This window comes from Elizabethkingia argenteiflava, assembly GCF_009904105.1.
GTDB classification, from domain to species: domain Bacteria; phylum Bacteroidota; class Bacteroidia; order Flavobacteriales; family Weeksellaceae; genus Elizabethkingia; species Elizabethkingia argenteiflava.
In genome coordinates, this window is sequence record NZ_JAAABJ010000534.1 from 1 (window position 1) to 22,592 (window position 22,592).

General features: G+C 35.1%; 20 protein-coding genes and 1 pseudogene. 13 read left to right on the top strand and 8 right to left on the bottom strand.

Translation table 11 applies throughout. The features are described from left to right. Positions 1 to 1,420: 1,420 nt before the first annotated feature. From GNY06_RS08635 to gldC, 4 genes are read right to left on the bottom strand one after another with little or no spacing between them, the layout of a single operon-like run. A complete protein-coding gene (locus GNY06_RS08635; protein WP_176590003.1) occupies positions 1,421 to 2,845 on the bottom strand; it encodes a CCA tRNA nucleotidyltransferase in 1,425 nt (474 codons plus the stop codon). Between the two features lie 15 nt (positions 2,846 to 2,860). Continuing rightward, the gene (locus tag GNY06_RS08640) at positions 2,861 to 3,409 is read right to left on the bottom strand and encodes an L-threonylcarbamoyladenylate synthase (protein ID WP_166519707.1); all 549 of its coding nucleotides are present in this window, start codon (positions 3,407 to 3,409) and stop codon (positions 2,861 to 2,863) included. Between the two features lie 6 nt (positions 3,410 to 3,415). Then, positions 3,416 to 4,561, bottom strand: a complete 1,146-nt coding sequence (locus GNY06_RS08645) for a cystathionine gamma-synthase (RefSeq protein WP_166519708.1) — start codon at positions 4,559 to 4,561, stop codon at positions 3,416 to 3,418. 54 nt (positions 4,562 to 4,615) lie between these two features. Then, positions 4,616 to 4,942 (bottom strand): gliding motility protein GldC, encoded by a 327-nt coding sequence (gene gldC, locus GNY06_RS08650; protein WP_166519709.1) that lies wholly within the window; start codon positions 4,940 to 4,942, stop codon positions 4,616 to 4,618. A gap of 186 nt (positions 4,943 to 5,128) precedes the next feature. Here gldC and GNY06_RS08655 point away from each other — a divergent pair, with 186 nt between their 5' ends. The 7 genes from GNY06_RS08655 (at position 5,129) to GNY06_RS08685 (ending at position 9,604) form a co-directional block, all read left to right on the top strand. Continuing rightward, a complete protein-coding gene (locus GNY06_RS08655) occupies positions 5,129 to 5,332 on the top strand; it encodes a hypothetical protein (RefSeq protein WP_166519710.1) in 204 nt (67 codons plus the stop codon). An 85-nt stretch (positions 5,333 to 5,417) separates the two neighbouring features. Further along, positions 5,418 to 6,209 carry an NAD(+) synthase gene (nadE, locus tag GNY06_RS08660; protein ID WP_166519711.1) on the top strand — a complete coding sequence of 264 codons (792 nt, stop codon included), beginning with the start codon at positions 5,418 to 5,420 and terminating at the stop codon, positions 6,207 to 6,209. A gap of 16 nt (positions 6,210 to 6,225) precedes the next feature. Continuing rightward, positions 6,226 to 6,708, top strand: a complete 483-nt coding sequence (locus GNY06_RS08665) for a ribonuclease domain-containing protein (RefSeq protein WP_166519712.1) — start codon at positions 6,226 to 6,228, stop codon at positions 6,706 to 6,708. A gap of 7 nt (positions 6,709 to 6,715) precedes the next feature. Continuing rightward, on the top strand, positions 6,716 to 7,000 hold the full coding sequence (locus GNY06_RS08670) for a barstar family protein (protein WP_166519713.1): 285 nt from the start codon (positions 6,716 to 6,718) through the stop codon (positions 6,998 to 7,000). A gap of 199 nt (positions 7,001 to 7,199) precedes the next feature. Then, positions 7,200 to 7,877, top strand: coding sequence for a response regulator transcription factor (locus GNY06_RS08675; protein WP_166519714.1), 678 nt, complete (start codon positions 7,200 to 7,202; stop codon positions 7,875 to 7,877). 9 nt (positions 7,878 to 7,886) lie between these two features. After that, on the top strand, positions 7,887 to 8,915 hold the full coding sequence (locus tag GNY06_RS08680; protein WP_166519715.1) for a sensor histidine kinase: 1,029 nt from the start codon (positions 7,887 to 7,889) through the stop codon (positions 8,913 to 8,915). A gap of 131 nt (positions 8,916 to 9,046) precedes the next feature. Then, positions 9,047 to 9,604 carry a plasmid pRiA4b ORF-3 family protein gene (locus GNY06_RS08685; protein ID WP_166519716.1) on the top strand — a complete coding sequence of 186 codons (558 nt, stop codon included), beginning with the start codon at positions 9,047 to 9,049 and terminating at the stop codon, positions 9,602 to 9,604. A gap of 553 nt (positions 9,605 to 10,157) precedes the next feature. Here GNY06_RS08685 and GNY06_RS08690 read toward each other — a convergent pair. Both GNY06_RS08690 and GNY06_RS08695 read right to left on the bottom strand, forming a co-directional pair. Continuing rightward, the gene (locus GNY06_RS08690) at positions 10,158 to 13,037 is read right to left on the bottom strand and encodes a M1 family metallopeptidase (protein WP_166519717.1); all 2,880 of its coding nucleotides are present in this window, start codon (positions 13,035 to 13,037) and stop codon (positions 10,158 to 10,160) included. 1 nt (position 13,038) lies between these two features. Then, entirely contained in the window at positions 13,039 to 13,653 is a 615-nt protein-coding gene (locus GNY06_RS08695) for an alpha/beta hydrolase (protein ID WP_166519718.1), read from the bottom strand. Between the two features lie 117 nt (positions 13,654 to 13,770). On the opposite strand from GNY06_RS08695, the gene GNY06_RS08700 reads away from it, so the two are divergent. Then, a complete protein-coding gene (locus GNY06_RS08700) occupies positions 13,771 to 14,721 on the top strand; it encodes an isopenicillin N synthase family dioxygenase (protein ID WP_166519719.1) in 951 nt (316 codons plus the stop codon). 139 nt (positions 14,722 to 14,860) lie between these two features. Here the strand turns inward: GNY06_RS08700 and tyrS are convergent, their stop codons facing one another. After that, positions 14,861 to 16,156 carry a tyrosine--tRNA ligase gene (tyrS, locus tag GNY06_RS08705; RefSeq protein WP_166519720.1) on the bottom strand — a complete coding sequence of 432 codons (1,296 nt, stop codon included), beginning with the start codon at positions 16,154 to 16,156 and terminating at the stop codon, positions 14,861 to 14,863. 531 nt (positions 16,157 to 16,687) lie between these two features. On the opposite strand from tyrS, the gene GNY06_RS08710 reads away from it, so the two are divergent. From GNY06_RS08710 to GNY06_RS08725, 4 genes are all read left to right on the top strand, one after another. Further along, positions 16,688 to 17,248: an RNA polymerase sigma factor gene (locus GNY06_RS08710; protein ID WP_166519721.1), complete on the top strand. Its 561-nt coding sequence runs from the start codon at positions 16,688 to 16,690 to the stop codon at positions 17,246 to 17,248. Beyond that, complete coding sequence (gene lipA / locus GNY06_RS08715) at positions 17,241 to 18,110, top strand: lipoyl synthase (protein ID WP_166519722.1); 870 nt, start codon at positions 17,241 to 17,243, stop codon at positions 18,108 to 18,110. Before GNY06_RS08710 ends, lipA begins: the two co-directional genes overlap by 8 nt. 307 nt (positions 18,111 to 18,417) lie before the next feature. Beyond that, positions 18,418 to 19,680 (top strand): CinA family nicotinamide mononucleotide deamidase-related protein, encoded by a 1,263-nt coding sequence (locus GNY06_RS08720; RefSeq protein WP_166519723.1) that lies wholly within the window; start codon positions 18,418 to 18,420, stop codon positions 19,678 to 19,680. Positions 19,681 to 19,822: 142 nt separating this feature from the next. Next, entirely contained in the window at positions 19,823 to 20,491 is a 669-nt protein-coding gene (locus GNY06_RS08725; protein ID WP_166519724.1) for a head GIN domain-containing protein, read from the top strand. A gap of 858 nt (positions 20,492 to 21,349) precedes the next feature. Here the strand turns inward: GNY06_RS08725 and GNY06_RS08730 are convergent. Then, positions 21,350 to 21,805: a hypothetical protein gene (locus GNY06_RS08730; RefSeq protein ID WP_166519725.1), complete on the bottom strand. Its 456-nt coding sequence runs from the start codon at positions 21,803 to 21,805 to the stop codon at positions 21,350 to 21,352. A 349-nt stretch (positions 21,806 to 22,154) separates the two neighbouring features. Here GNY06_RS08730 and GNY06_RS14255 point away from each other — a divergent pair. Then, a pseudogene (locus GNY06_RS14255) lies at positions 22,155 to 22,437 on the top strand (integrase core domain-containing protein); the annotation flags it as partial. Positions 22,438 to 22,592: the final 155 nt, after the last annotated feature.

The following is a 22,592-nucleotide window of genomic DNA, read 5'->3' on the forward strand; positions in this document are numbered from 1 at the left end:
AAAACGATATGTAAATACAAGGACAATTAATCTCTAGTTCTGGATAGAGATTGCATAATCCACTAGTCAGGTTTCGATTTACGGCTGAAAAATTATTTAGTCTTGATCATTTTGTGTTTTAAATTTTAATATTCATCATTTTGTTTTTTTAAGTATCTGTTAAGTTATTTATGTCTTAAGCAGGAGCCGTTCTTTTTAGAAAAAGAATAAGCTAAATAAAAGTACAAAAATATATTTAAATGACGTATAGAAATGTATATTTTTTACTAAAATCAAAATAATTAAGTGTAATTTTCGTTATTGTAACTAAATGAAAGTGATATATTGTGTGTTTGTTGTGTGAGTGATTTATTACATATTTGCATACCTATTTTTTGATATCTGGAATAGAATAAACTTAATTTACGAGTGACCAGTGAAGGGTTTAGGTTTCTGTATCGAAGTCTCTGGAGAGGTGAGGAGAGAATAGAGTCCAAGATAACCACAAACCCTCAAAAAAGCACGGATATGGATTAAGGTTGGAATTCAATCGCAATTATATTCATACAAATTTATCCACAAAAGACCTGTTATTTATTCATGAAAAGAGGTTTTGTTATTTCGAACATACTACCACAGTCTGTAGTCTGAAAAGAACAAAAACCTATTTGAGCAAAGACCGACATAATAGCGTTATAATCAATACCAGAGTATCATTTGTCCATTTAAGACGCTAGAGTTTTGTTGATTTGAAGAAATATGAATGCGATGTTTTTTTTGATGAACTAACTCAAGAGGGGTTCTGATCACTTCCCAAAAAGGAAGTCATTATAATGGATAATGACAGGTGCCATAAAGAACATATCGTAAAAAATCCATAGGGTGGAGGGGGATTATTTTCTTATATTGAACATCCTGTGGTCTGGATCTAAATTCTGTAGAAAACAAAGGGGTGTACACCTAGGGTATATTCATGGATATGTAATTTACATGTTTCAAGCATAGTGCTTTTTAAGAGTTAGCCAAGTTTAGCGTATAATTAGGACAATAACAGAAATGTTGATATATTCCATGCGTGATCACCCGCTTAGGGTTTATAAAAAACGAAATACAGGATTAATAAAGAATAACTAACTCTCCGCTTCATAAATAAAATAGTTTCATCACAGCCCCCACGACTAAAGACTTAAGTCGATTTAAAATGATATGCTATATTGATTAAGGGCTCAAATAAATTATTTCTGCAAAACCGTTTTTCGCTATTTTTCAAGTCTATCAGAGCTCCAAAAAATAAACATTAAGCATGGCGTGTGGAAGGCTTTTCCTCCTTTTCGCCTTGTAGAAAATAATCTGAAAGCAACTCTCCATTTTCCTATAGAAGAAAACTCCAAGGGAAGTGTTTCTTTTATTTAAAAGCAATATCGGTCGATGAAAAATAATTCTAAGTTTTAATTTTAATGCCCATAAGGTTTGCTTGGTTAAGCACGAAGTTACGAGCGGCTTCTTTTTCATTAGGAATCGTTCCTTCTAAAATGGCTTCTTTTACTTTTTCTTTTAGTATGCCTATTTCCCGCCCAGGATTTAGATGGAATATCTCCATAATTTCTTCCCCCGAAATGGGAGGCTGAAAATTGCGTATATGGTCTTTCTCCTCGACTTCTTTTATTTTTTGTTCTACGTATTCGAAATTTTTTCTAAATCGCTTTTGTTTGTTAGGATTCTTAGTCGTAATATCGGCCTTGCATAAAGAGAAAAGATCTTCTAAATCTTCCCCGGTGTCAAAGAGTAAACGTCTCAAAGCACTATCTGATGTATCGTCTGTAATTAATGATATAGGTCGAGAGGAGAGTTTTACCATTTTTTGGACATACCTCATCTCCGCCCCTAAAGGGAGTTTTAACCTTTGAAAAAGTTTTTTCACCATTTTAGAGCCTAAAAATTCATGGCCATGAAAAGACCATCCCTGCTCGGGGGTGAATTTTTTAGTAGGAGCCTTTCCTATATCATGGAGGAGCGCCGCCCATCTTAGCCATAGTTTATCTGTATTTTTTGAAATATTGTCCACCACTTCCAAGGTGTGATAGAAATTATCCTTGTGGGTCATTCCCTCCTTTTCCTCAATTCCTTTAAGAGCTGTGATTTCTGGAAGAATAAGGCTAAAGAGACCGGTCTCCTCCAATAGCTTTAGTCCTATGGATGGTTTTTCAGAAAGCATAATTTTGTTGAACTCCACCATAATGCGCTCGATTGAAACAATTTCTATGCGCTTCGCCTCCTGTTGAATAGCTCTTAGAGAACGCTCTTCGATTTCAAATTTTAAGGTAGAGGCAAAGCGAATGGCTCGCATCATACGTAATGGATCATCAGAGTAAGTCTGGGTAGGTTCTAAAGGTGTTCTTAGGAGTTGAAGACTAAGATCCTTTCTCCCGTCAAAGGGATCAATAAGTTCCCCAAAATTTTCTTTATTTAGCGAAATCGCCATTGCGTTAATGGTAAAATCTCGACGTTTCTGATCATCTTCTAAAGTGCCGGTTTCGACTTCTGGGTTTCGACTATTTTGGCTATAACTTTCCTTTCGGGCACCTACGAATTCTAAGTCTAAGTTTTGATATTTTACCATGGCAGTACCATAAGTTTTAAAAACCGAAACCGTAGGCTGAGGGGAGATCTTTTGTGCTAAGCTTTCCGCAAGCTTAATACCGTTGTCTTCTGTTACAAAATCTATGTCGGTTGGGACATCCCGATTCATTAGGAGATCCCGCACATAGCCACCCACGACATAAACCGACTGAGCGTTTTGCTGTGCAACCTCAGAGACGAGTTTAAATATTTTTAGGTGTCTATTTTGGTTAAGATTGATCTTCAAAATATATCTTTTTCTTTATGCTCTAATAATTTTTATTCTATTATCTTGTCCAATTTTGATAACCGAAGATCCTGAATATTTTGAGACAATATCATGAAATTCATCCACAACATAATTTACTTTTTTGAGGATATTGGGATCAATATCTGCAAATTTCAGAGGACTTTTACAACCACTGAGATTCGCAGAGGTAGATACCAAAGGACGGTTAAGTTTGGAAATGAGTTTTTTACAAAAGTCATTTTTTACCAAACGTATGCCTATACTGCCATCTTCCGCCAGTAGTCCTGGAGGGAGACCCCGTGGATGGTCATAAATAAAGGTGATGGGTTTTTCACTGAGGTCTATCATATTCCATACCAACTCGGGAACATCCACTAATTCCTGTAGGCGACGTTCGCTTTCCACTAGAATAATCATGGATTTATGGGGATCGCGATGTTTGATGTCGTAAATTTTTTTTATTGCATCCGTATTGGTGGCATCGCAACCTATACCCCATATAGTATCTGTAGGATAAACTATAGTGCCACCGGATTTTAATATATTGATTATATTTTCCAATTTTTTTTAGGCTTTTAAAGCTTGCTCTAGATCCTGTAATAAATCTTCAATATCCTCTATTCCGACACTCAGGCGAACCAGGTCGTCTGTAATTCCTAATTCGGCGCGTTTTTCCTCGGGAATAGAAGCATGCGTCATCATGGCCGGGTGATTGGCAAGAGATTCTACTCCTCCAAGAGATTCGGCTAGGGTAAACACTTGTAGGCGTTCTAGAAAATGAATAGCATCTTCTTTTTTTCCAGATTTAAAATTGAAGGATACCATTCCTCCAAAGGCTTTCATTTGTTTTGTAGCCAATTTAAATTGAGGATGGCTTTCCAGACCTGGGAAGAAAACATCGCCCACTGCGGGATGTTTTTCCAGAAATTGGGCGACTTTAATTCCATTTTCGCTGTGTCTCTGCATTCTTAGGGCCAGAGTTTTAATCCCTCTGAGGACCAGATAAGAATCGTGAGGCCCCAATATACCCCCTGATGCAAACTGTATAAAGTGTAATTTTTCTCCTAATTCGGGTGTTTTGGTTACCAAGGCTCCGGCTACCACATCTGAGTGTCCCCCTAAATATTTAGTGGCTGAGTGCATAACAATGTCAGCACCTAAATCCAAGGGCTGTTGGAGATAGGGAGATGCAAAAGTGTTGTCTACTGCCAAAAGAATATCTTTTCCTTTCGTAAAATTGGCTACCGCCTCAATATCTACCAATTTCATCAATGGATTAGAGGGAGTTTCAATCCAGATCAGTTTGGTTTTTTCGTTTAATAGTGTCGAAATTTTAGAAATATCATCAAAATTAACGAAGGTAAACTTTAACTCATATTTGCTAAAAAGGCGAGTAAACATTCTGTAGGTACCTCCATAGAGGTCATCTACCGCGATCACTTCATCACCTGGATTGAGTAATTTCAGAACACAATCTATTGCGGCTAATCCAGATCCGAAAGCCAAACCTCTCGCACCATTCTCAATGCTAGCCAAAGCGTCTTCCAAAGCTTGCCGTGTAGGATTACCTCCACGCGAATATTCGTATCCTGCGCGCAGCTGTCCTGGAGTTTTCTGTGCGAATGTTGAAGTGAGAAATACCGGAACGTTTACGGAACCTGTATGGGGTTCGGCTTGTTGGTTACCGTGGATAACTTTAGTATTGAATTTCATTTTTTCTTGATTTAGGATTGATACTGATGCATTTTTCACGAATAATATTATTGCCTAGCCTTTAATTTTTGCTAATTCGGCAAATTCTTCGGCAAATTCTATCATCTTTTCGGCGACATCTTCTTCACCGGTAGCTCTTTGATAAGTATGACCTAGGGAAACCAGCATTTGGTGGAAAAACATTTTCATTTGGTCCACAGGCATTTCTTTCGTCCAGAGGTCGATGCGAAGCGCTTCCCGTGTTTTTTCGTTCCAAACCGAAATCATGGCTGCTTTTGTTTCTTGATTATCAATTCCGCCGTCTTGGGCATTCCAAGTGAGTTTTTCAGGAACCTGGTTGTCATCTAATTCTACATTGATGGATATCTGTGTTTGTCGCATAGTAATAATATAGGGTGCAATTTAAATTATAAGTTTTCTAACATACTCTTTTCTGTAATAATTTTAGTTTTTCAAAGTAAGGTATACCTTTTAATTAAAAAAGAAGGACAGATACGAAAGTTATCAAAAAACTTCTTTATTTTTACATTACAATTAAGGATACAAAAATAGTAAATTCTCATAAGAATGCGGTTAGAAACAAATCCATTAATACTCAGAACTGTTAAAGAAAGTGGTGTAGTTCATTTCTTTCCTCTGGGTGCTAATCTTCAGGTAATGCCAGATGTTGGAGTTCCTATAATCATAGCCATAGAGGAAAGTAAAAAGCAGGTCATAGATTTACAGATCGCAAATATTGTTTCTAATTACACTACACAATTGAGGTTTTGAGGAAAAAACCAACTTTTTGGAAATATAGATAAAATCTACTATTCATATAAACTAAAAAATAAAATTATAAACTGAATAATTCAACATGCAATCTGAAAAAATTATAGAACACATCGTTACCTGGTTAAAGGCTTATGCTGAAAAATCAGGAATGAAGGGTTTCGTTGTAGGTGTATCCGGAGGGATAGATTCAGCTGTTGTTTCTACACTTGCCGCTATGACAGGAATGAAAACATTGGTGTTGGAAATGCCTATTCGCCAAAAAGAAGATCAGGTAAATAGAGCGCAAGAGCATATAGCGTTTTTAAAAAACAAATATGCACAGGTAGAGGGCCTTCGTATTGATTTAACCCCTACTTTTGAGACATTCCAAAGTCAGGTGGATGCAGAGAAAAAGGACTTTCCGAACAAACAACTCGCTTTAGCCAATTCTCGTTCTCGCCTGCGTATGGTTACTTTATATTATTACGGACAGCTACATCAACTTTTGGTAACGGGTACGGGAAATAAGATTGAAGATTTTGGCGTAGGTTTTTTCACCAAATATGGAGATGGGGGAGTAGATATAAGTCCCATTGCCGACTTGTTAAAAACAGAAGTATACAAGATTGCAAAATACCTGAATATTGCCGAGAGTATACAAAAAGCAATTCCTACAGATGGATTGTGGGATGTAGAAAAAAACGATGAGCAACAAATGGGTGCTTCTTATCCCGAGTTGGAATGGGCGATGGAGGTGTATGAGAATCATAGTGCTGAAGATTTTTCTGGAAGAAAAAAAGAAGTTTTCCAGCTTTATGATAGACTTCATCAAGCCACTCTACACAAGGTAAATCCAATACCCGTTTGTAAAATTCCTCAAGAATTAAAGAATTAAAGCATTAAATTAAAATATGAATTCAAAATTTTTTAAAATTATCCTGCTCTTTTATCTCGCCTTTACTGCGGGTATGGTGGTTATGTATGTGATGAGTAGTAAAGAAAGCCGGGAAAAAAATAATATTATTAAGCCTTCTACCGCTATTCCGATTAAGGCAAAGGCTGATATTACCGAATTAACCAGCGAGAAGGTGGTGATAGACTACGTGAAAAAAAATAAAAAACTTCCGAATTATTATATCACCAAAGCAGAAGCCGTTCAGAAAGGATGGATACCTTCCCGTGGAAATTTATGTGATGTGCTACCAGGAAGAGCTATAGGCGGAGATCATTTTGGCAATAGAGAAGGTAAACTTCCCAAACAGCAGGGAAGAAAATATTTTGAGGCGGATGTTAATTATAGTTGTGGAAGAAGAGAAGCCGACCGATTGGTATTTAGTGATGATGGTTTAGTCTTTATTAGTAAAAATCACTATAAGACTTTTGAAGAAAAATAAAAAATTAATGAGAGAAATATATATAGATTTTAGCCAGATAGCGGATTATGAAGAGTTTTATGCACAGCTAAAGGAGAAATTGGCTTTGCCTGATTATTTTGGAGATAATCTGGACGCTCTATACGATACAATAAGCGGAGAGATATCCCTGCCATTACATCTCGAATTTGTAAATCTTAGTGTAGACCAGCTTGAAACATTTGAGGATTTACTCCAGACGTTGGAAGATGCAGAGGAAAATGTGTCGGATTTTAGTTTTACCTACTTTCTGGAGCAATTTGATGATAAATAAAATGGAAGTATAAGCCCATAAAAACCCCGATGTGATAAAGCATCGGGGTTTTTATAGCTATTTATTTTGAAAAACATAGGGTCTCCATTTTAAATAAATGTTAAGTTAGTTGTGATTTTAGGGACTTGAATATTAAATTATCATGAACTAAAGATGGGTATATTAAAAAATATTAATTTTGATTTGAAAAAAGTAAAAAATGAATGCTAAAAAAATACTTCTCATTGATGATGAAGCCGATGTATTGGAGCTACTCTCTTATAATCTTACCAAAGAAGGCTATTTAGTTGAAACCGCTGGAAATGGATTAGAGGGAATTGAAAAAGCAAAATCCTATTTGCCAGATATGATTTTATTAGATGTAATGATGCCCGAAAAAGATGGAATAGAGACCTGCCAAGAATTGAGAACAATTAAAGAATTAGAAAAAACCCTTATTATTTTTCTGTCGGCACGAGGAGAGGAATTTTCTCAATTGGCAGGGTTTCAGGCAGGAGCGAATGATTATATCACCAAAGTAATAAAACCTAAAGTACTTATTTCTAAGATTAATGCTCTAATGGAGCTTACGAAGCGCGTAGGCAATCATTCACAACAGATTAAAATAGGAAATCTCATCATTGATAAAGATAGCTTTAGAGTAACAAAAGATACCCAGCAGTTTCTTCTACCCAAGAAGGAATTTGATTTACTTTATCTATTGGCTTCAAATACCCAAAAAGTTTTTAAAAGAGATGAAATACTGGATAAAGTATGGGGTAATGATGTCATTGTGGGAGAGAGAACCATAGATGTGCACATTCGTAGGTTAAGAGAAAAATTAGGCATTCATGCAATTCAGACCTTAAAGGGTATAGGCTATAAATTAGTAGTTTAATTTTATAGGATGAATATAAATGCCCTTAAGCTTGTTTCTGCTATATTTCTTGCTCTCTGTATGCTGGCAGTGGGGCTGTTCTACAAAAATTTTCATTATTTATATGATAGTCGGATTCCGACTTTAGTATTAATCCTACTAATCCTGTTTTTTATTACAGGAATTAATTATATAGTGCTTGTTTTTCTTTTTAGAAGTTATGACCAGCGTCAGATTCGTAAAATATCTCAAATTCTCCCTGAATATTTTATACAGAAGCAAAACCCCACCACTTTTACAGAGTTGAGTGAGAAAATTACAGGGATGAGAGAAGAGTCGGATGCTAAAATATTGACCATGAGTGAGGTGGAGAATTACCGCAAAGAGTATTTGGGTAATGTGGCTCATGAATTAAAAACCCCCCTCTTTTCCATTCAAGGCTATGTAGAAACTTTAATGGATGGGGGGGTAGATGATATGAATATTCGGGATAAATATTTAGAGCGAATTGATAAATCGGTAGAAAGAATTCTCAATATCGTCCAAGATTTAGATATGATCAGTAGGTTAGAATCTGGCCAGATAAGCCTTTCATTCTCCAATTTTGACATTAATGCTTTGGTGCGCGATATTTTTGACCTCCTGGATTTAGAAGCTTATAAAACCCAGGCGCAATTTTCATTAAAAACTTCTCAGCAAATGATCCTAGTACATGCGGATAAAAATAAAATTTCTCAGATATTGATGAATCTGTTAGTGAATGCTATTCATTATTCAAATAGAGAAGAAGCCCAAATTAAAGTCAATACGCTGGTAGTAGGCGCAGAGGTTTTAGTGGAGGTTGAGGATAACGGTATGGGGATAAAACCCGAGAATCTCCCCCGCATATTTGAGCGTTTTTATCGCGTAGAATCTAGTCGTAGTCGTAGGGATGGCGGATCAGGCTTGGGTTTGGCTATTGTCAAACATATCTTAGAAGCTCACCAGAAAAATATAGAAGTTAGGAGTACTTATTTAGAGGGAACATGCCTTAGTTTTAGGCTTGATTTAGCAAAATGATGGGGCTGGAAAATAGGCAAAATAAATTTTGAAAAAAAGTAGTCTTTTATACAAACGCTGTTTTATATTTGTAGCCGAATTAAGACCGTAATTAAAAAGAACAGTAAAGTAAAATTGACAAGTAATTCAAGATGATTTACAAAGTAAGAGTAATTTTAGATGCTAAAGACAGTGTTTTCAGGGATATAGAAATCAAGGATAAGCAGACACTTTGGAATTTGCACTTGGGCATTAAGAGTGCCTTTAGTCTGCAGGGAGATGAGCTTTCCTCTTTTTATTTTTCAGATGAAGAATGGGTAGAAGGAAGAGCAATTCCATTGGAAGACATGTCGGATGATGGAGATGGAGAGACCATGTCGGATATTTATATAAGCGAAGCTTTTCCGGCTAAAGGTGCCAAAATGCTTTTCAAATATGGTCTTTTAGATTTATGGGAGTTTTTCTGTGAACTTCAGGAAGTAACAGAAGAGAGATCTGCTGTAAAATACCCTATTACTGCTTATAGATTTGGTAGTATGCCTTTAAAAGCACCTTCCAAATCGGGTAATGGAAACGCCAAGACAGTAGTACCCATGATAGATGAAGATTTTACTGAGCTTTCATCAGATTTTAAAGAAGATGATTTTGATCAGGATGAAGATGATGAATATGGAGATGATTTCTATGAAGAGGATTTAGATAAAATATAAAGTAATAAAAACCAGATTTATCTGGTTTTTATTATAATTGTTCATATCACCCAGGAGTAACAACAGAGAAAAATAAAAAAGTTTACGCTCTTTTTCTTAGACCTTCTGGATCCTATACAAAATATAGAACTTAGTGGAATTTTTTTTATTCTTTTTTATCTTTAAAAAAAATAATGCTTAAAAGAGAGAGGCCATCTCCCTTGTAGGGAAATCTAGTCCCACAACTCTTCTTTATAGAGATCTTAATACCCGATTTTCCTTTTTTAATCTATGATCTAGCATTTTCCAGAAGATAAATGCCGCCTTAAGTGTTATAAACAAAAAAATATAATCGTATATAGAGAACTATATTGTTTTGATGGAAGAAAATATATAAAGTACTTTTTATTTTAGGATTCGCTTACTTTCACTACAAAATATTAGTCTCTATTTTTTTAGCATTTGAAAAAGCTAGAGAATAAAACGATTTAAAAAGTAGCTGTTTTAGCATTCTTCGTATAAAGTGTGCTTCTAAAAAATGCTATTAAAAATAGAGATCAGTACATCCTCAATATTAATATACACCTCTCCTGAAGTATCCTATTATGGCTCCTAAGTTTATATTCAGCGTGTATCGGATTCTGCTTCCATAGCCTTTAAAAGAGGGCTCAAAGCCCAGAGAGGATTGAATGGGAAAATATATTTCTAAGAAATCGGGGATCACTTTTAGGTTGATACCGCTATCCCAAATAAATTTTACAGGTTGCTGTTTATTTTTATATAAGCCGGCATCTACATAAATACCAAACATCTTCCAGATATGGGTATCGATGTTTGTAGATACCATCCACCTGTTTACATAATCTTTAAAATCGGATTTAAATCCCCCTTCCGCCAAAATAAATTGTTGTGAAAGTATCCCTGTGGTTGCTGATTGACCTAACAGTCCATAGCTGAAGGCGTAATTCGAAACTTTTGACAATCCGAAATTAAATAAATTATTTTTGGTGGTATTATTAATAAAAACCCCAGCAAAGCTCCTTAGCATGAGTTTTTTGTTCTTTGCATACTCCCAGCGGTAGTAATATTCTGCCGATAGCTTTTGAAAATCTTCCATCCACTGGAAGTTAGAGGTAAGCGAGTTTTCGTGTATCGCTTTACTATCGGAATAAGAGTAGCCTATATTCCATAAATTGTATTTAGCATAATCATTTTGCTTGATGAGCAGAGGGGAGAGCTCTCGTTCAAAATAACTATACGAAAACATTAAGTTTCGGCTGATCTGACTCCTTGGATTTTTAGCAAAATTAAGTTGGGTAAAGAAATTGACTTTCTTATAAGGTAGATTATAATCGTAGTGATAATAAGCAGCGTTTGCGCCGATTACCCACCGTCGAAAAAAAGACTCTGGTGGCATAAATTGATAGGAAGCTCCAATAGATCCTGTTAATCTTCCTGTTCCCGTACTATAAGAAGGCTCAAGAGAATAAATAAATTTAGGTTCTATAAGGCTTTCATTTGTGAACTTTGTTCCCAATAGAAATTTATCATAATTATTCCATGATAATTTTGGAGAGGCGTAAATTTCGTGGTATTTAGGATTAGGTATATCCGTAAAGAGTTTAAACCTTATTTTTTTCATGTTAGAAAACATCCCTTTAGTATATAGGTAATTGTCCCCAAAATTAGCTTCTGGGAAAGTGTAGTGGTTATTTAAAAAAACAACTTTCGTGCTGTCATCAGGAATTTTATAAAAATGTTTTTTGGTGCTCGCTGTAGTATCAAACCAAAAGGACGTGAGTTTACCGGAAAAACTTTCACTTTCTACTTTAAAAGGTATTTTTAGAAGGCTATTTTTAGATATTTTTAATGAGAGTTGATTATCATCAGTTTTTTTAAAAGAACTGAGTTTAAAGTTAACTCTGTTTTTATGTTGTATAAATTTTTCTAAAAACAGGCTGGTATCTTGGCTATACATCTGGAGGCGTTGTAGAAAATATTTGAAATCCACTTTTTTACCTCGGTTTTGGGATAAAAACTGGGTGATAAAAGAATCGAAACGCTGTGTTTTATCGTTTAGCATACTAAAAATAAGTCCCGTTTCAAAACTACTAATGGCTATGGTATTAAATTTACTGAGGCTTTGTAGAGGGGCATTAATTTTCTGATCGAGGTTGTGTCTAAGAATGTATTCATATGCAAGCCCATAACGGTCGGTAAGTTTTATATCAGATGCATTAAACCATTTTAAAGGTTTTATTTTCCAAAATTTAACTTCATTGGGAAGATTTCCTAAAAGTTTTTTATCGGCATAGTATTTTTTAAGATATTCTATTTCCAGATAAGTTTTTAGTCCATTATATATCCAATGGTTGGTGTTTTTATCAGCTAAAAAGGACTGGTTTATAATATACTGTGAAAGCATACTAAAATAATTGAGATCCGTTTTTTCTGCCTCCGTAAATAAGCTGAATTTCCATTTATGAAATTGAATGTCTTCACTTCCTATAAATGCATTTTTATTTTTAGCATAGTCAGAAAGAAATATTTTATGGGGCAAAAAGCCTATTTTATTTTTAATAAATTTTAATTGCAAAGGGAGAATAAAAGCCAGATTAGCTTCTTCCTCCAGAGAGACTTTATATCCTAAATCCAATAAAATCTTCTGTCCTTCGATATCAAAATTTAGAGGGTTGTTTTCAGTGTAGGAAATAAGAATCTCAGGATCTTCATATAAAACACCTTCAAAATGAGAGGGCGACTTTTGCAAAAGGTTGGACTGCACGTGGTAGTCTCCGTTTTCAAACCTTATATTCCAGTAATTGTGAATGCTTTGATTCTCGGATAGGTCCAGATAATGCCTTTTGGACAGTTTGTTGTTCTCAAAGCCATCAGGTACAATGAAAAAATATTTTAATAAAATACGATTGTTACCAAAACCATATTCTGTAAATTCGGATGAAGGGATATGGATATCATATTCAAGATTTAGAGTAATATGCTCGTGCTCTCTAAGAGGTCGTTTTAGGTGGAGGTAAATATTTTCTCTACTGGGATCCGAATAGGATAAAATAGAAGAAGTATCTATTTTAAAATTTTTAATATAACCTAACTTTTCCTTATTGGCAAAGTATAATGCAGTTTTTCTCTCTTGTAATTTTCGCTTTCCCAAAGGGGTTTTGCTATTTTTATAAGCATTAGCCCAAGCCATTAATTTTATGGAATCTACGGATCGCGACAGATGATTTCTGTAGACTATTTTTTGCTGAACATGAGCGATATAGTTTACTTCGTCCAATTTTATTTGTATATCAATGCTGTCTTTCTGTGCCTTGGTATAAACAAAAAAAGAAGATAAAAAGAAAATGGCAAAAATCTTTCTGGTAGTCAGCAGTCCAGAAATTATACGGAGTATTCGAATAGACAGATTGTAAAAACCACTTCGAATCTTCATATTAGGAAAGGAATTCTATTAGGTCCATATAATTTTGGGGGTTGATATGGTGTCCACTGTTATACTCTCTGAAGGAGAAATAGCAACCTAAATCGTATAGCGTATCGGCAGCCTTTCGCGCCATGTCTAAGGGAATAATAGCATCCTCCTTTCCATGGGATATAAAGAAACGCATTTCACTTAAAGCTCTCTTATCCTTACTGATATTCTCTAGAATACGAGGTTCCGGATAAGCATTTAAAATAGCGATCTTATCAAACAGGTGAGGATAAGATAGCGCTATACAATAAGCGAGTATTCCGCCTTGGCTGAAACCCATTATATGAGTCCTAGTTGTAAGTTGATATTCCTGTTTAATATTATGAATGAAATCTAATATGCCTTTCACTGATTCTATCGCTTCATTTTTATCTACAAACTGATCTCTTCCGGATAAATCTATATCAAACCAAGAGAAGCCTCCGTAGGGGGTCGGCTTTGGAGCTCTAAGACTTATAACAAACCAGTCTTCTGGCAAATTGGGTGTGAAATTAAAAAGATCCTCTTCATTACTACCATAACCATGCAGCATCACCAGTACTTGAGTTTGGGGGCTTATGTTTGCTGGTTTTTTCATCAAATAATTAATGTCCATGTCACAAATATAGTTAAGTTATACTATATTTCAGTCAAATTTAAACAAGCTTATAGAAAAGATGTAAATTTGCGGCGTAAAAAACTTTTAAATGTAAAAATGGAGAAAATCCCCAGTGTAGATCTGCGTGATTTCCTTTCGGATAATCCGGAACGCAAACAGAAATTTGTAAATGAAATCGGTAAAGCTTATGAAGAGATTGGTTTTGTAGCTCTTAAAGGACATTTTTTAGATAAGAATTTAGTGGAGGAGCTTTATGCAGAGGTGAAAAACTTCTTCGAACTTCCCTTACCAATCAAGCAAAAATATGAAATTCCTAATATTGGAGGGCAAAGAGGCTATGTAGGCTTTGGAAAAGAGACCGCAAAAGGTTTTAAAAAAGGAGATCTCAAAGAGTTTTGGCATTTCGGGCAGTATTTAGCAAAAGATTCTCAGTATGTGGGACAATATCCGGAAAATGTTAAAGTCGAAGAATTACCTGGTTTCAATGAAATCGGAAAAAAGGCCTTTAAGATGTTAGAAAAAACAGGGCAGTATGTGTTGAGAGCATTGGCCCTATATCTAGGATTGGAGGAGTTCTATTTCGATAGGTATATCCAAGAAGGTAACTCTATTTTAAGACCTATTCATTATCCGCCAATCACCGAAGAACCTCAGGATGCTGTTCGTGCAGCGGCTCATGGTGATATTAATTTAATAACCTTGTTGATGGGAGCACAGGGAAGAGGACTTCAGGTGCAGAATCATGATGGCGATTGGATTGATGCTATTGCGGCACCCGATGAGTTAATGATTAATGTAGGGGATATGCTTTCCAGGCATACCAATAATAAGCTTAAATCTACCATACATAGAGTGGTAAATCCGCCACGCAATACCTGGGATACTTCCCGATATTCGATTCCATTTTTTCTGCATCCTGTGAGTGAAATGTCTCTTAATGTATTGGGAAATACGGTGGATGAGCAGCATCCTCCGCTTTACCCCGATACTACAGCAGGCGAGTTTTTGCACGAGAGATTAGTAGAATTAGGTCTGGTTAAAAAGTAAACAAAAAGTTAAAACAGCTCAATATATTCAGATAAAGAGAGCGTGAAGCCCGAAGTAAAATACAGGGTTTAATGATAAAAAATAGGCGCAACTGAGAACTTGCGCCTATTTTTTTGAGCATAAATAGTGGTTATATAGCTTATATAGCTTTTATGATAAAGTAGTTTTTCTTTCCCTTTTGTAGCAATATAAACTGACCATCGATCAGATCTTTTTCCGTAATCTTAAAACTGTCGTCCACCTTTTCTTTATTTAATGCGATGGCATTTCCAGAGAGTTCTCTTTTGGCTTCTCCTTTGGATTTTAGAAAGCCAGATTTTTCAGATATAAGATCTATGATATTGCTTTCTAAAATCTCGGATTTGTTAATTTCTCTTTGAGGTACTCCATCAAATATTTGTAGAAAAAGTTCCTCATCAAGATTTACCAAATCTTCAGCGGTAGAACGTCCAAATAATATTTCAGAGGCTTTCAATGCTTTTTCATACTCTTGGCGACCATGTACCCATACCGTAACCTCTTCCGCAAGTTTTTTCTGCAGTTTACGCTCATGGGGCGTTATTTTATGTTCTTGAATAAGAAGTTCTATCGTTTCTTTTTCCAAAAAGGTATAGTAGTGAATAAAGCGTTCAGCATCTTCGTCTGTGGCGTTCAGCCAGAACTGATAAAACTTGTAAGGAGAAGTTTTTTTAGCATCTAGCCAGTAATTTTCACCACTTTCAGACTTCCCAAATTTAGAACCATCAGCTTTGGTAATTAATTTTGTGGTAAGGGCAAAGGCTTCTCCTCTGGCTTTTTTACGGATCAGTTCAGTACCTGTGGTAATATTGCCCCATTGGTCTGAACCGCCCATTTGTAACTTAATTCCTTTATGTTGATATAAATGTAAAAAATCATAACCCTGTAGAAGTTGATAGGTAAATTCTGTAAAACTCATTCCTTCAGCACCATCTTCACCAGAGAAACGCTTTTTTACAGAATCTTTAGCCATCATATAGTTGACGCTGATATGCTTTCCTATATTTTTGGCAAAGTCCAGAAAAGTAACCTCTTTCATCCAATCATAGTTATTGACGAGTTCAGCTTTATTAGCCGCATCGTTTTCAAAATCTAAAAAATTTGAAAGTTGTTTTTTTAAGCACTCCTCATAGTACAATAAGGTTTTTTCATCTAACAGATTGCGCTCCGCAGATTTACCGGATGGATCCCCAATCATTCCCGTAGCCCCTCCTACTAAAGCCACAGGTTTATGTCCATGGCGTTGAAAATGAGCTAAAATCTTAATCTGGATAAGACTCCCGATATGTAACGAATCTGCTGTTGGATCAAAACCGATATAGGCTGTAGTCATCTCTTTATTGAGTTGTTCTTCAGTCCCCGGCATTATATCGGCTAAAAGCCCACGCCATTTCAGTTCTTCAATAAAAGCATTCATTATAGGATATTTTTTAAAGGGCAAATGTACAAAAATGCTGTTTCTAAAAGTTATAAAATTTACTTTTTACTCAGAATAATAGTGATCTCTACTTCCTTTGCAGTGCACTTATTGGATGAATATTTCCTTTTCAATTGTGATGTGAATCCTTAGTTCTAGATCTGTTTAATATTAGACCTCTTATGAAAGGCTGAGCTTTTAAACGGGTAAGTTCGCTCAGAGGGAAGTCATCATGTCGTTTTCACAATAAGTAGAAGTTTAATTTAAGATCGGTAGTAAATGCGATATTGATTTGTTATAAAAGATAAATATGCACCCTTCATTTTAGATGAAGAGAGCAAGTCTTATTCGTTTGTAGAGGTTAAGAATTGGCTAGTATTGATAGGAGGTAAGCTTAAAACTTATAAAAGAATGGGCTTAACTTAAAAATAAGAAAAACATTGAGATTGGCCCAGAGAGATTGTTAAAAGCATAATTACCTTTTTTTTAAAAAAACTCTTCAGTATCTTTGTATGAATTTTTATAAAAAAATTGAACGAATTATCTCTTATTCATCTTATCCAACAAGCAAAAGCAAAAGATCAAAAGGCCCAAACCCGTTTGATCAATATGTTTTGGGTAGATGTTTTTTCTTTTGTTATGAAAAAAGTTCAGGATAATATTGTGGCCGATGAAATCACCGTGAATGTTTTTTCTAAAGTTTTAACGAAGCTCGATCTTTTTGATCCTAATTTTCAGTTTAAAACATGGGTGTTAACCATCGCTCAAAATACTATTATTGATCATTGGAGAAAAAAAAATCGAGATGCAGAAGATGTAACCGGAAATCTGGAAGAAGTGAGAAATCTTTTTGCAAAATCTCCAGAAGAATTGTTAATTTCAGAAGAGGAGAATGCTAAAATCTTGCAAATGGTAGCTTCTATGGATGTTCATTATCAGGATATTATTAGATTGAGATTTTTTGAAGAAAAAAGCATAAAAGAAATTGCCGAAGAACTTAATCTGTCTATTGCGAATGCTAAAGTACGTATTATGAGAGCTAAAAAAGTTTTGGCAGAATTATTAAAAAATAACGACTTCGATAATGAGTGACGAAACATTAATGAGCGATACAGCTCAAAAGCCTAAATGGATTCGTGTAAAACTTCCTACCGGGAAGAATTACCGTGAGCTGAGAAGCTTAGTGGATAAATATAAGCTCAATACCATTTGTCAGAGCGGGAGTTGTCCTAATATGGGGGAGTGCTGGGGCGAAGGCACAGCAACCTTTATGATTTTGGGAAATGTGTGTACCCGAAGTTGTGGCTTTTGTGGTGTAAAAACAGGTAAGCCTATGCCTGTCAATTGGGATGAGCCAGAAAAGGTGGCCAGCTCTATTAAGTTAATGAAAATCAAACACGCTGTATTAACGTCCGTGGATAGGGATGATTTAAAAGATATGGGATCTATTCTTTGGGCCGAAACAGTAAATGCGATTCGAAGAATTTCGCCCGGAACCACTATGGAAACACTTATTCCTGATTTCCAAGGCATCACCCGACATATGGATCGATTGGTAGAAGTGGCTCCAGAGGTTATTTCTCATAATATGGAAACGGTAAAGCGGCTTACGCGTGAGGTGCGTATTCAGGCAAAATATGAACGAAGTTTGGAGGTTTTAAAATATTTGAAACAAGCTGGACAACGCCGTACAAAAACAGGACTCATGTTGGGTTTAGGTGAAGAAAAAGAGGAAGTATTCCAAACCATTGAGGATATTCGGAATGCAAATGTCGATATTATTACGTTGGGGCAGTATTTACAGCCTACCAAAAAACACTTACCTGTAAGGCGGTTTATTACGCCGGAAGAGTTTGAGGAATACGGAGCATTTGCCCGGCGTTTAGGTTTCCGTCATGTGGAGAGTTCGCCTTTGGTTCGCTCATCATATCATGCGGAAAAACACATTCATTAAAATTTAATTTGTAAAAAACTTTCGGAATTCCGAAAGTTTTTTTTAATAGCCTGATATCATTCCCTTAGCTTCTTTACGTATAAGAGCTCATATTTTCAAGACTATTTTATAATCTTTCTTTTTATAAATTATAATCGTGACTGATAGAAATAAAAAGAATGTATATAAATTTTAAACAACACAGATAAAATTCTTTTTTTTATTTTAGCTTCCCACGAGCAATAGGTTAAAAGATAGAAACTGAATACAGAAATTTACTTTTTATCTACATGGGGAGTATAATGATAGACAAAAATTTAAATAATAATTGAAAACTGCAACAATCATTACAATAGGAGACGAAATTTTATCCGGTAACACCGTCGATACCAATTCTAATTTCATCGCTCAACAATTAAAAGATATAGGAATAAAAGTTCGATATATTTTTACCATTTCAGACGAAGTGGAAGAAATCGTACAATGTCTTCAAAAAGCAGTAGAGGCGAGTGATCTTATTATTACTACAGGAGGTTTAGGCCCCACTAAAGATGATAAGACCAAACAAGCATATGCACGTTTTTTTAAAGATAAGATAAGCTTTTCCGAAGAACTCTACCATAAACTTGGCGCCTATTTATATAAAAAGGGGCGTAGCGAATTACTAGCGCTTAATAAAAGCCAATGCGAAGTGCTCTCGACTGCAAAAATTTTTGAAAATAGCTATGGAACTGCTCCATGTCAGCTTTTAGAGAGACAAGGAAAGCTAACATTTTGCTTACCTGGAGTTCCTTTTGAGGTAAAACCTCTGATAAAAGATCAGATTCTGCCTTACCTAAAGCAAAGATGGGAACTTCATACTATATATACTCGCATTGTAAGTGTTGTAGGTCTGCCAGAGAGTCTTCTTTCTAATAGAATTGAAGATTGGGAATTGGCATTGCCTCCGCATGTAAGCCTTTCCTATCTGCCTGTAGGGAGTAGGGTAAAGTTACGTTTAACCGCTACAGGTAAGGATCGGAAAGAATTAGAAGAAGAAGTAGATCAATTACTGCATCCTTTGCGAGTACTGATCGGTGACAATGTGATCGCTTGGTCAGAGGATGCTATAGAAAATATTTTGGCCTCTATTTTATGGGATAGGGGGTTGAATATCTCTACAGTTGAGAGTTGTACTTCTGGGCAAATCGCTAGATTATTAACCTCAGTGCCTGGCAGCAGTAGGTATTATAAAGGAGGTATCATCCCTTACCTTACCCATGTCAAATCTCAATTACTTGGAATTTCAGAAGATCTTATAAAAAAGCATAGCGTAGTGAGCAAGGAAGTGGCCGTAGAGTTAGCAAGATCTTGTAGGGATTTGTTTCACACGGATATAGCCATTTCATCCACTGGTGTTGCGGGACCTGATAAAGGTGAAGATGGCAAAGAAGTTGGCACGCTATATTATGCTATAGCCAAAGGAGAAGAAATAAGGTCTTTTGACCTCTATTTACCAGGTTTGGAGAGAAATGATTTTGTAAATATGGCGGTTCAAAAAATTATAGAGACGCTTATTGTTTGGCTTGAAGAAGATAATAGAACTTATTAAACCTTGTCTTAGAGAATTATATTAGGGGCATACTTGTTATTTTATAAATAAATATATTATAAAAATCAGATATTAGCTTAATTTAATATGGTGATAAGATTTTATGGCAAGAATATTGTGTATAAGAGCTCAAAATAGTACTATGAAAAATGTTTTGGCCGGTATGATGGCAGTGGTGGCTTTCCAAGTATTTTCTGCACAATCTACAAAGGACGTAGGGGTATTCAGAAACTTAAAAGTTTATGACAAAATTCATGTGGATTTACTTCCTTCGAAAACCAATAAGGTAGAGGTAGGAGGTAGCAATGCCTCAGAGGTAGAAGTCATCAATAAAAATGGAGAGCTAAAATTAAGGATGAGTCCTGCCTATCTCTTACAGGGAGAGGGTGTAAGGGTAAAGGTGTTCTATGACAGGCTAACTAATATACAGGCCAATCAAGGAGCCAGTATAAAGGGTGAAGGTACGCTGAAGGCGCCAAAACTTGTTGTGGGAGCCAATGAAGGGGCTTCTATTAATATGGATCTTAGTGTACAGATGTTAGAGCTCAAGTCCAACACGGGTGCACATATAGCATTATCCGGGAGCGCCGATCACCAGATAGCAGTTGTCAATACGGGGGCTCAGTATAGCGGACGTCATCTAAAAACTTCTACAAGTAGTATTACGGTAAAAGCAGGGGGTAATGCGGAGGTATTCGCCGCAGAGGCCATAGATGCGAAGACTTTTGTCGGAGGTAACATCATGGTGTATGGTAATCCTGTGGATAAGAAGACAAAGAAGATCGCAGGAGGAAACATACAATTTAAATAGAAAGGAATTGGTAACAAGAATTAACTGCCCCCTCCAATAAAGAGGGGGTGTTTATTTTCTTTAATTGTTTGTATAGCTTTAGTCTTTAATAATCAGGGCTATCGCTGTAATCAACAGATTCACTCAGTTTTTTTAATATTGAGCAGAAAATACTGACTTTGTATACTTCAACTAAATAGGATATCTAAATCTCCATACTATATAGAGCGTAAAAACCTGATTTAGAGGGTTGAAGTCTGAAACTAGAATGCAATAATGTGGAATTTGTTTTCATGAAACAGTCTCTTAAGGGATAATAAACTTTCACCTTGTTTTTACGAACCGTCATGGTATATCTATCACCAGCATCAATAGCAAAAGGGAGGACGTCCCACAAAAGAAGAGTTCTTTGTATTGCTAGTAGAAAAATTAGAGGAAAAATATAACATAAAAAAAGACCCAAAATTTTATTTTGGCTCCCAACAATTAAACCGGTGAACCACCGGTTTAATCGTATAAATTATTTTTGTTTTTTTATCTTATTTTTAATAGTTAAATATATAAAAATAAATACTAAAATAATAATTAATATTATAGAGTATAGTGTTTCATCAAGGCTTTCTTTATGAACTTTTTTAAGTAAAAAAATTATATTGATAGCTGTTAAAAAAGAAAATACCGAAGAAGAAAAACCATAGGATAATTCTTTAACAAAACTGCTTTTTTTTCCTTTCCACAAGTAAATGGAAATTATGAGACCTAAAATTATGAATACTATTTCTATCTTCATGTTGCTATAATATTACAGTTATACGCTAATAAGGGTTAATACTCTCCTTCATTTGCTATTAAAGAAGTTATAGCGCCTGCAATAATTGATCATGGTCCTGTTTCCCACCATATAAGAGCTCCTATTGCGTCAGCTACTATAACTGATCTTTCTTTTCTTTTATCACCATCTATTGCAGCTTTTGCATTAGCAGATTTCTTCCAATATTCGTTAGAGGAAACAAATATTGACTTTACTATTTCTATTTGTTTCCTCTCTTCTACTGACAGATCATCTTTAGTTAAATAGTGATTTATAGAATTTAGTTTATTATCAAGCGTCGAATCTTCTGTTAGATTTTTAAATAAAAAATTATAATTCTTTTCAGATATTTTATTTTTTTCTCTTAAAAAATTCAAAATATCTTTAGAATTGGAATAAGGAGAATTAAATCTCGCATTATTATTTATATGAGCTTTCTTCTTAAAGTTTTCTAACTGACTGAATTTGGAAATTAACTCATTTTCATTCACATTTTTAAAAATATCACTGTTTTTCTCTTTCATATATTCAGTTGTAAGTTTAATATATTCATTTACTGATTTTAGAGAATTAGAGTGATTAATTTCATAGTAACGTTCCAATGCTAGATTATGAAGCCCTCCATAATTTAATTATTTTAGTTTTTGGGATCCACTAAAATAATCAGAATTATCGTGGTTGCATGAATATACAGTTAATCCTATTATTCCTAATAACAAGAAAGTATAAAAGCTTTTGAAAGTAAATTTATTTTCCATAATTAAGTGTTTTTAAGTTTATGTTAATATAAGAAAAAAAAATACCTTAAAAAATAGAGGTATTTAATACTAAAAAACTACTGGAAAACCCTATGAGTAAACTGTTGTATGAGCCGTTGATCACACGAAAACCAAAGTTAAAAGTCCTCAAACCAAGGGTATCTGTGAACGTTTTCACAGGACGATACAGGACGAATTTAATGCCATAGCTTTCAGGAAGAAAATTTACAAAAGCATTGAATAACTGCAATTAGACCTCAAAAGCTGGCTGTCCTATTACAACAAGAACACATATAGGAAAACATTGTTATGGTAAAACACCAATGCAGAATTTTTTAGATAGTAAAACAAGAACAAAATTGTGCGTCTCAGAAAATAATGTTTACAAGCAAATTTAATAAATTTTGGAGGGATTAGGGAGTGTCATCCGAACTGTGTCAGGTTCTAAATTAATGCTCCTCAAAAGCTGTTTTTTTCCTTGAGAATTCTCTCTCCAAATTTAACATAAAGTTGTGATAATGCCATACCCCAGTTATGGATAGGCATTGTCCAT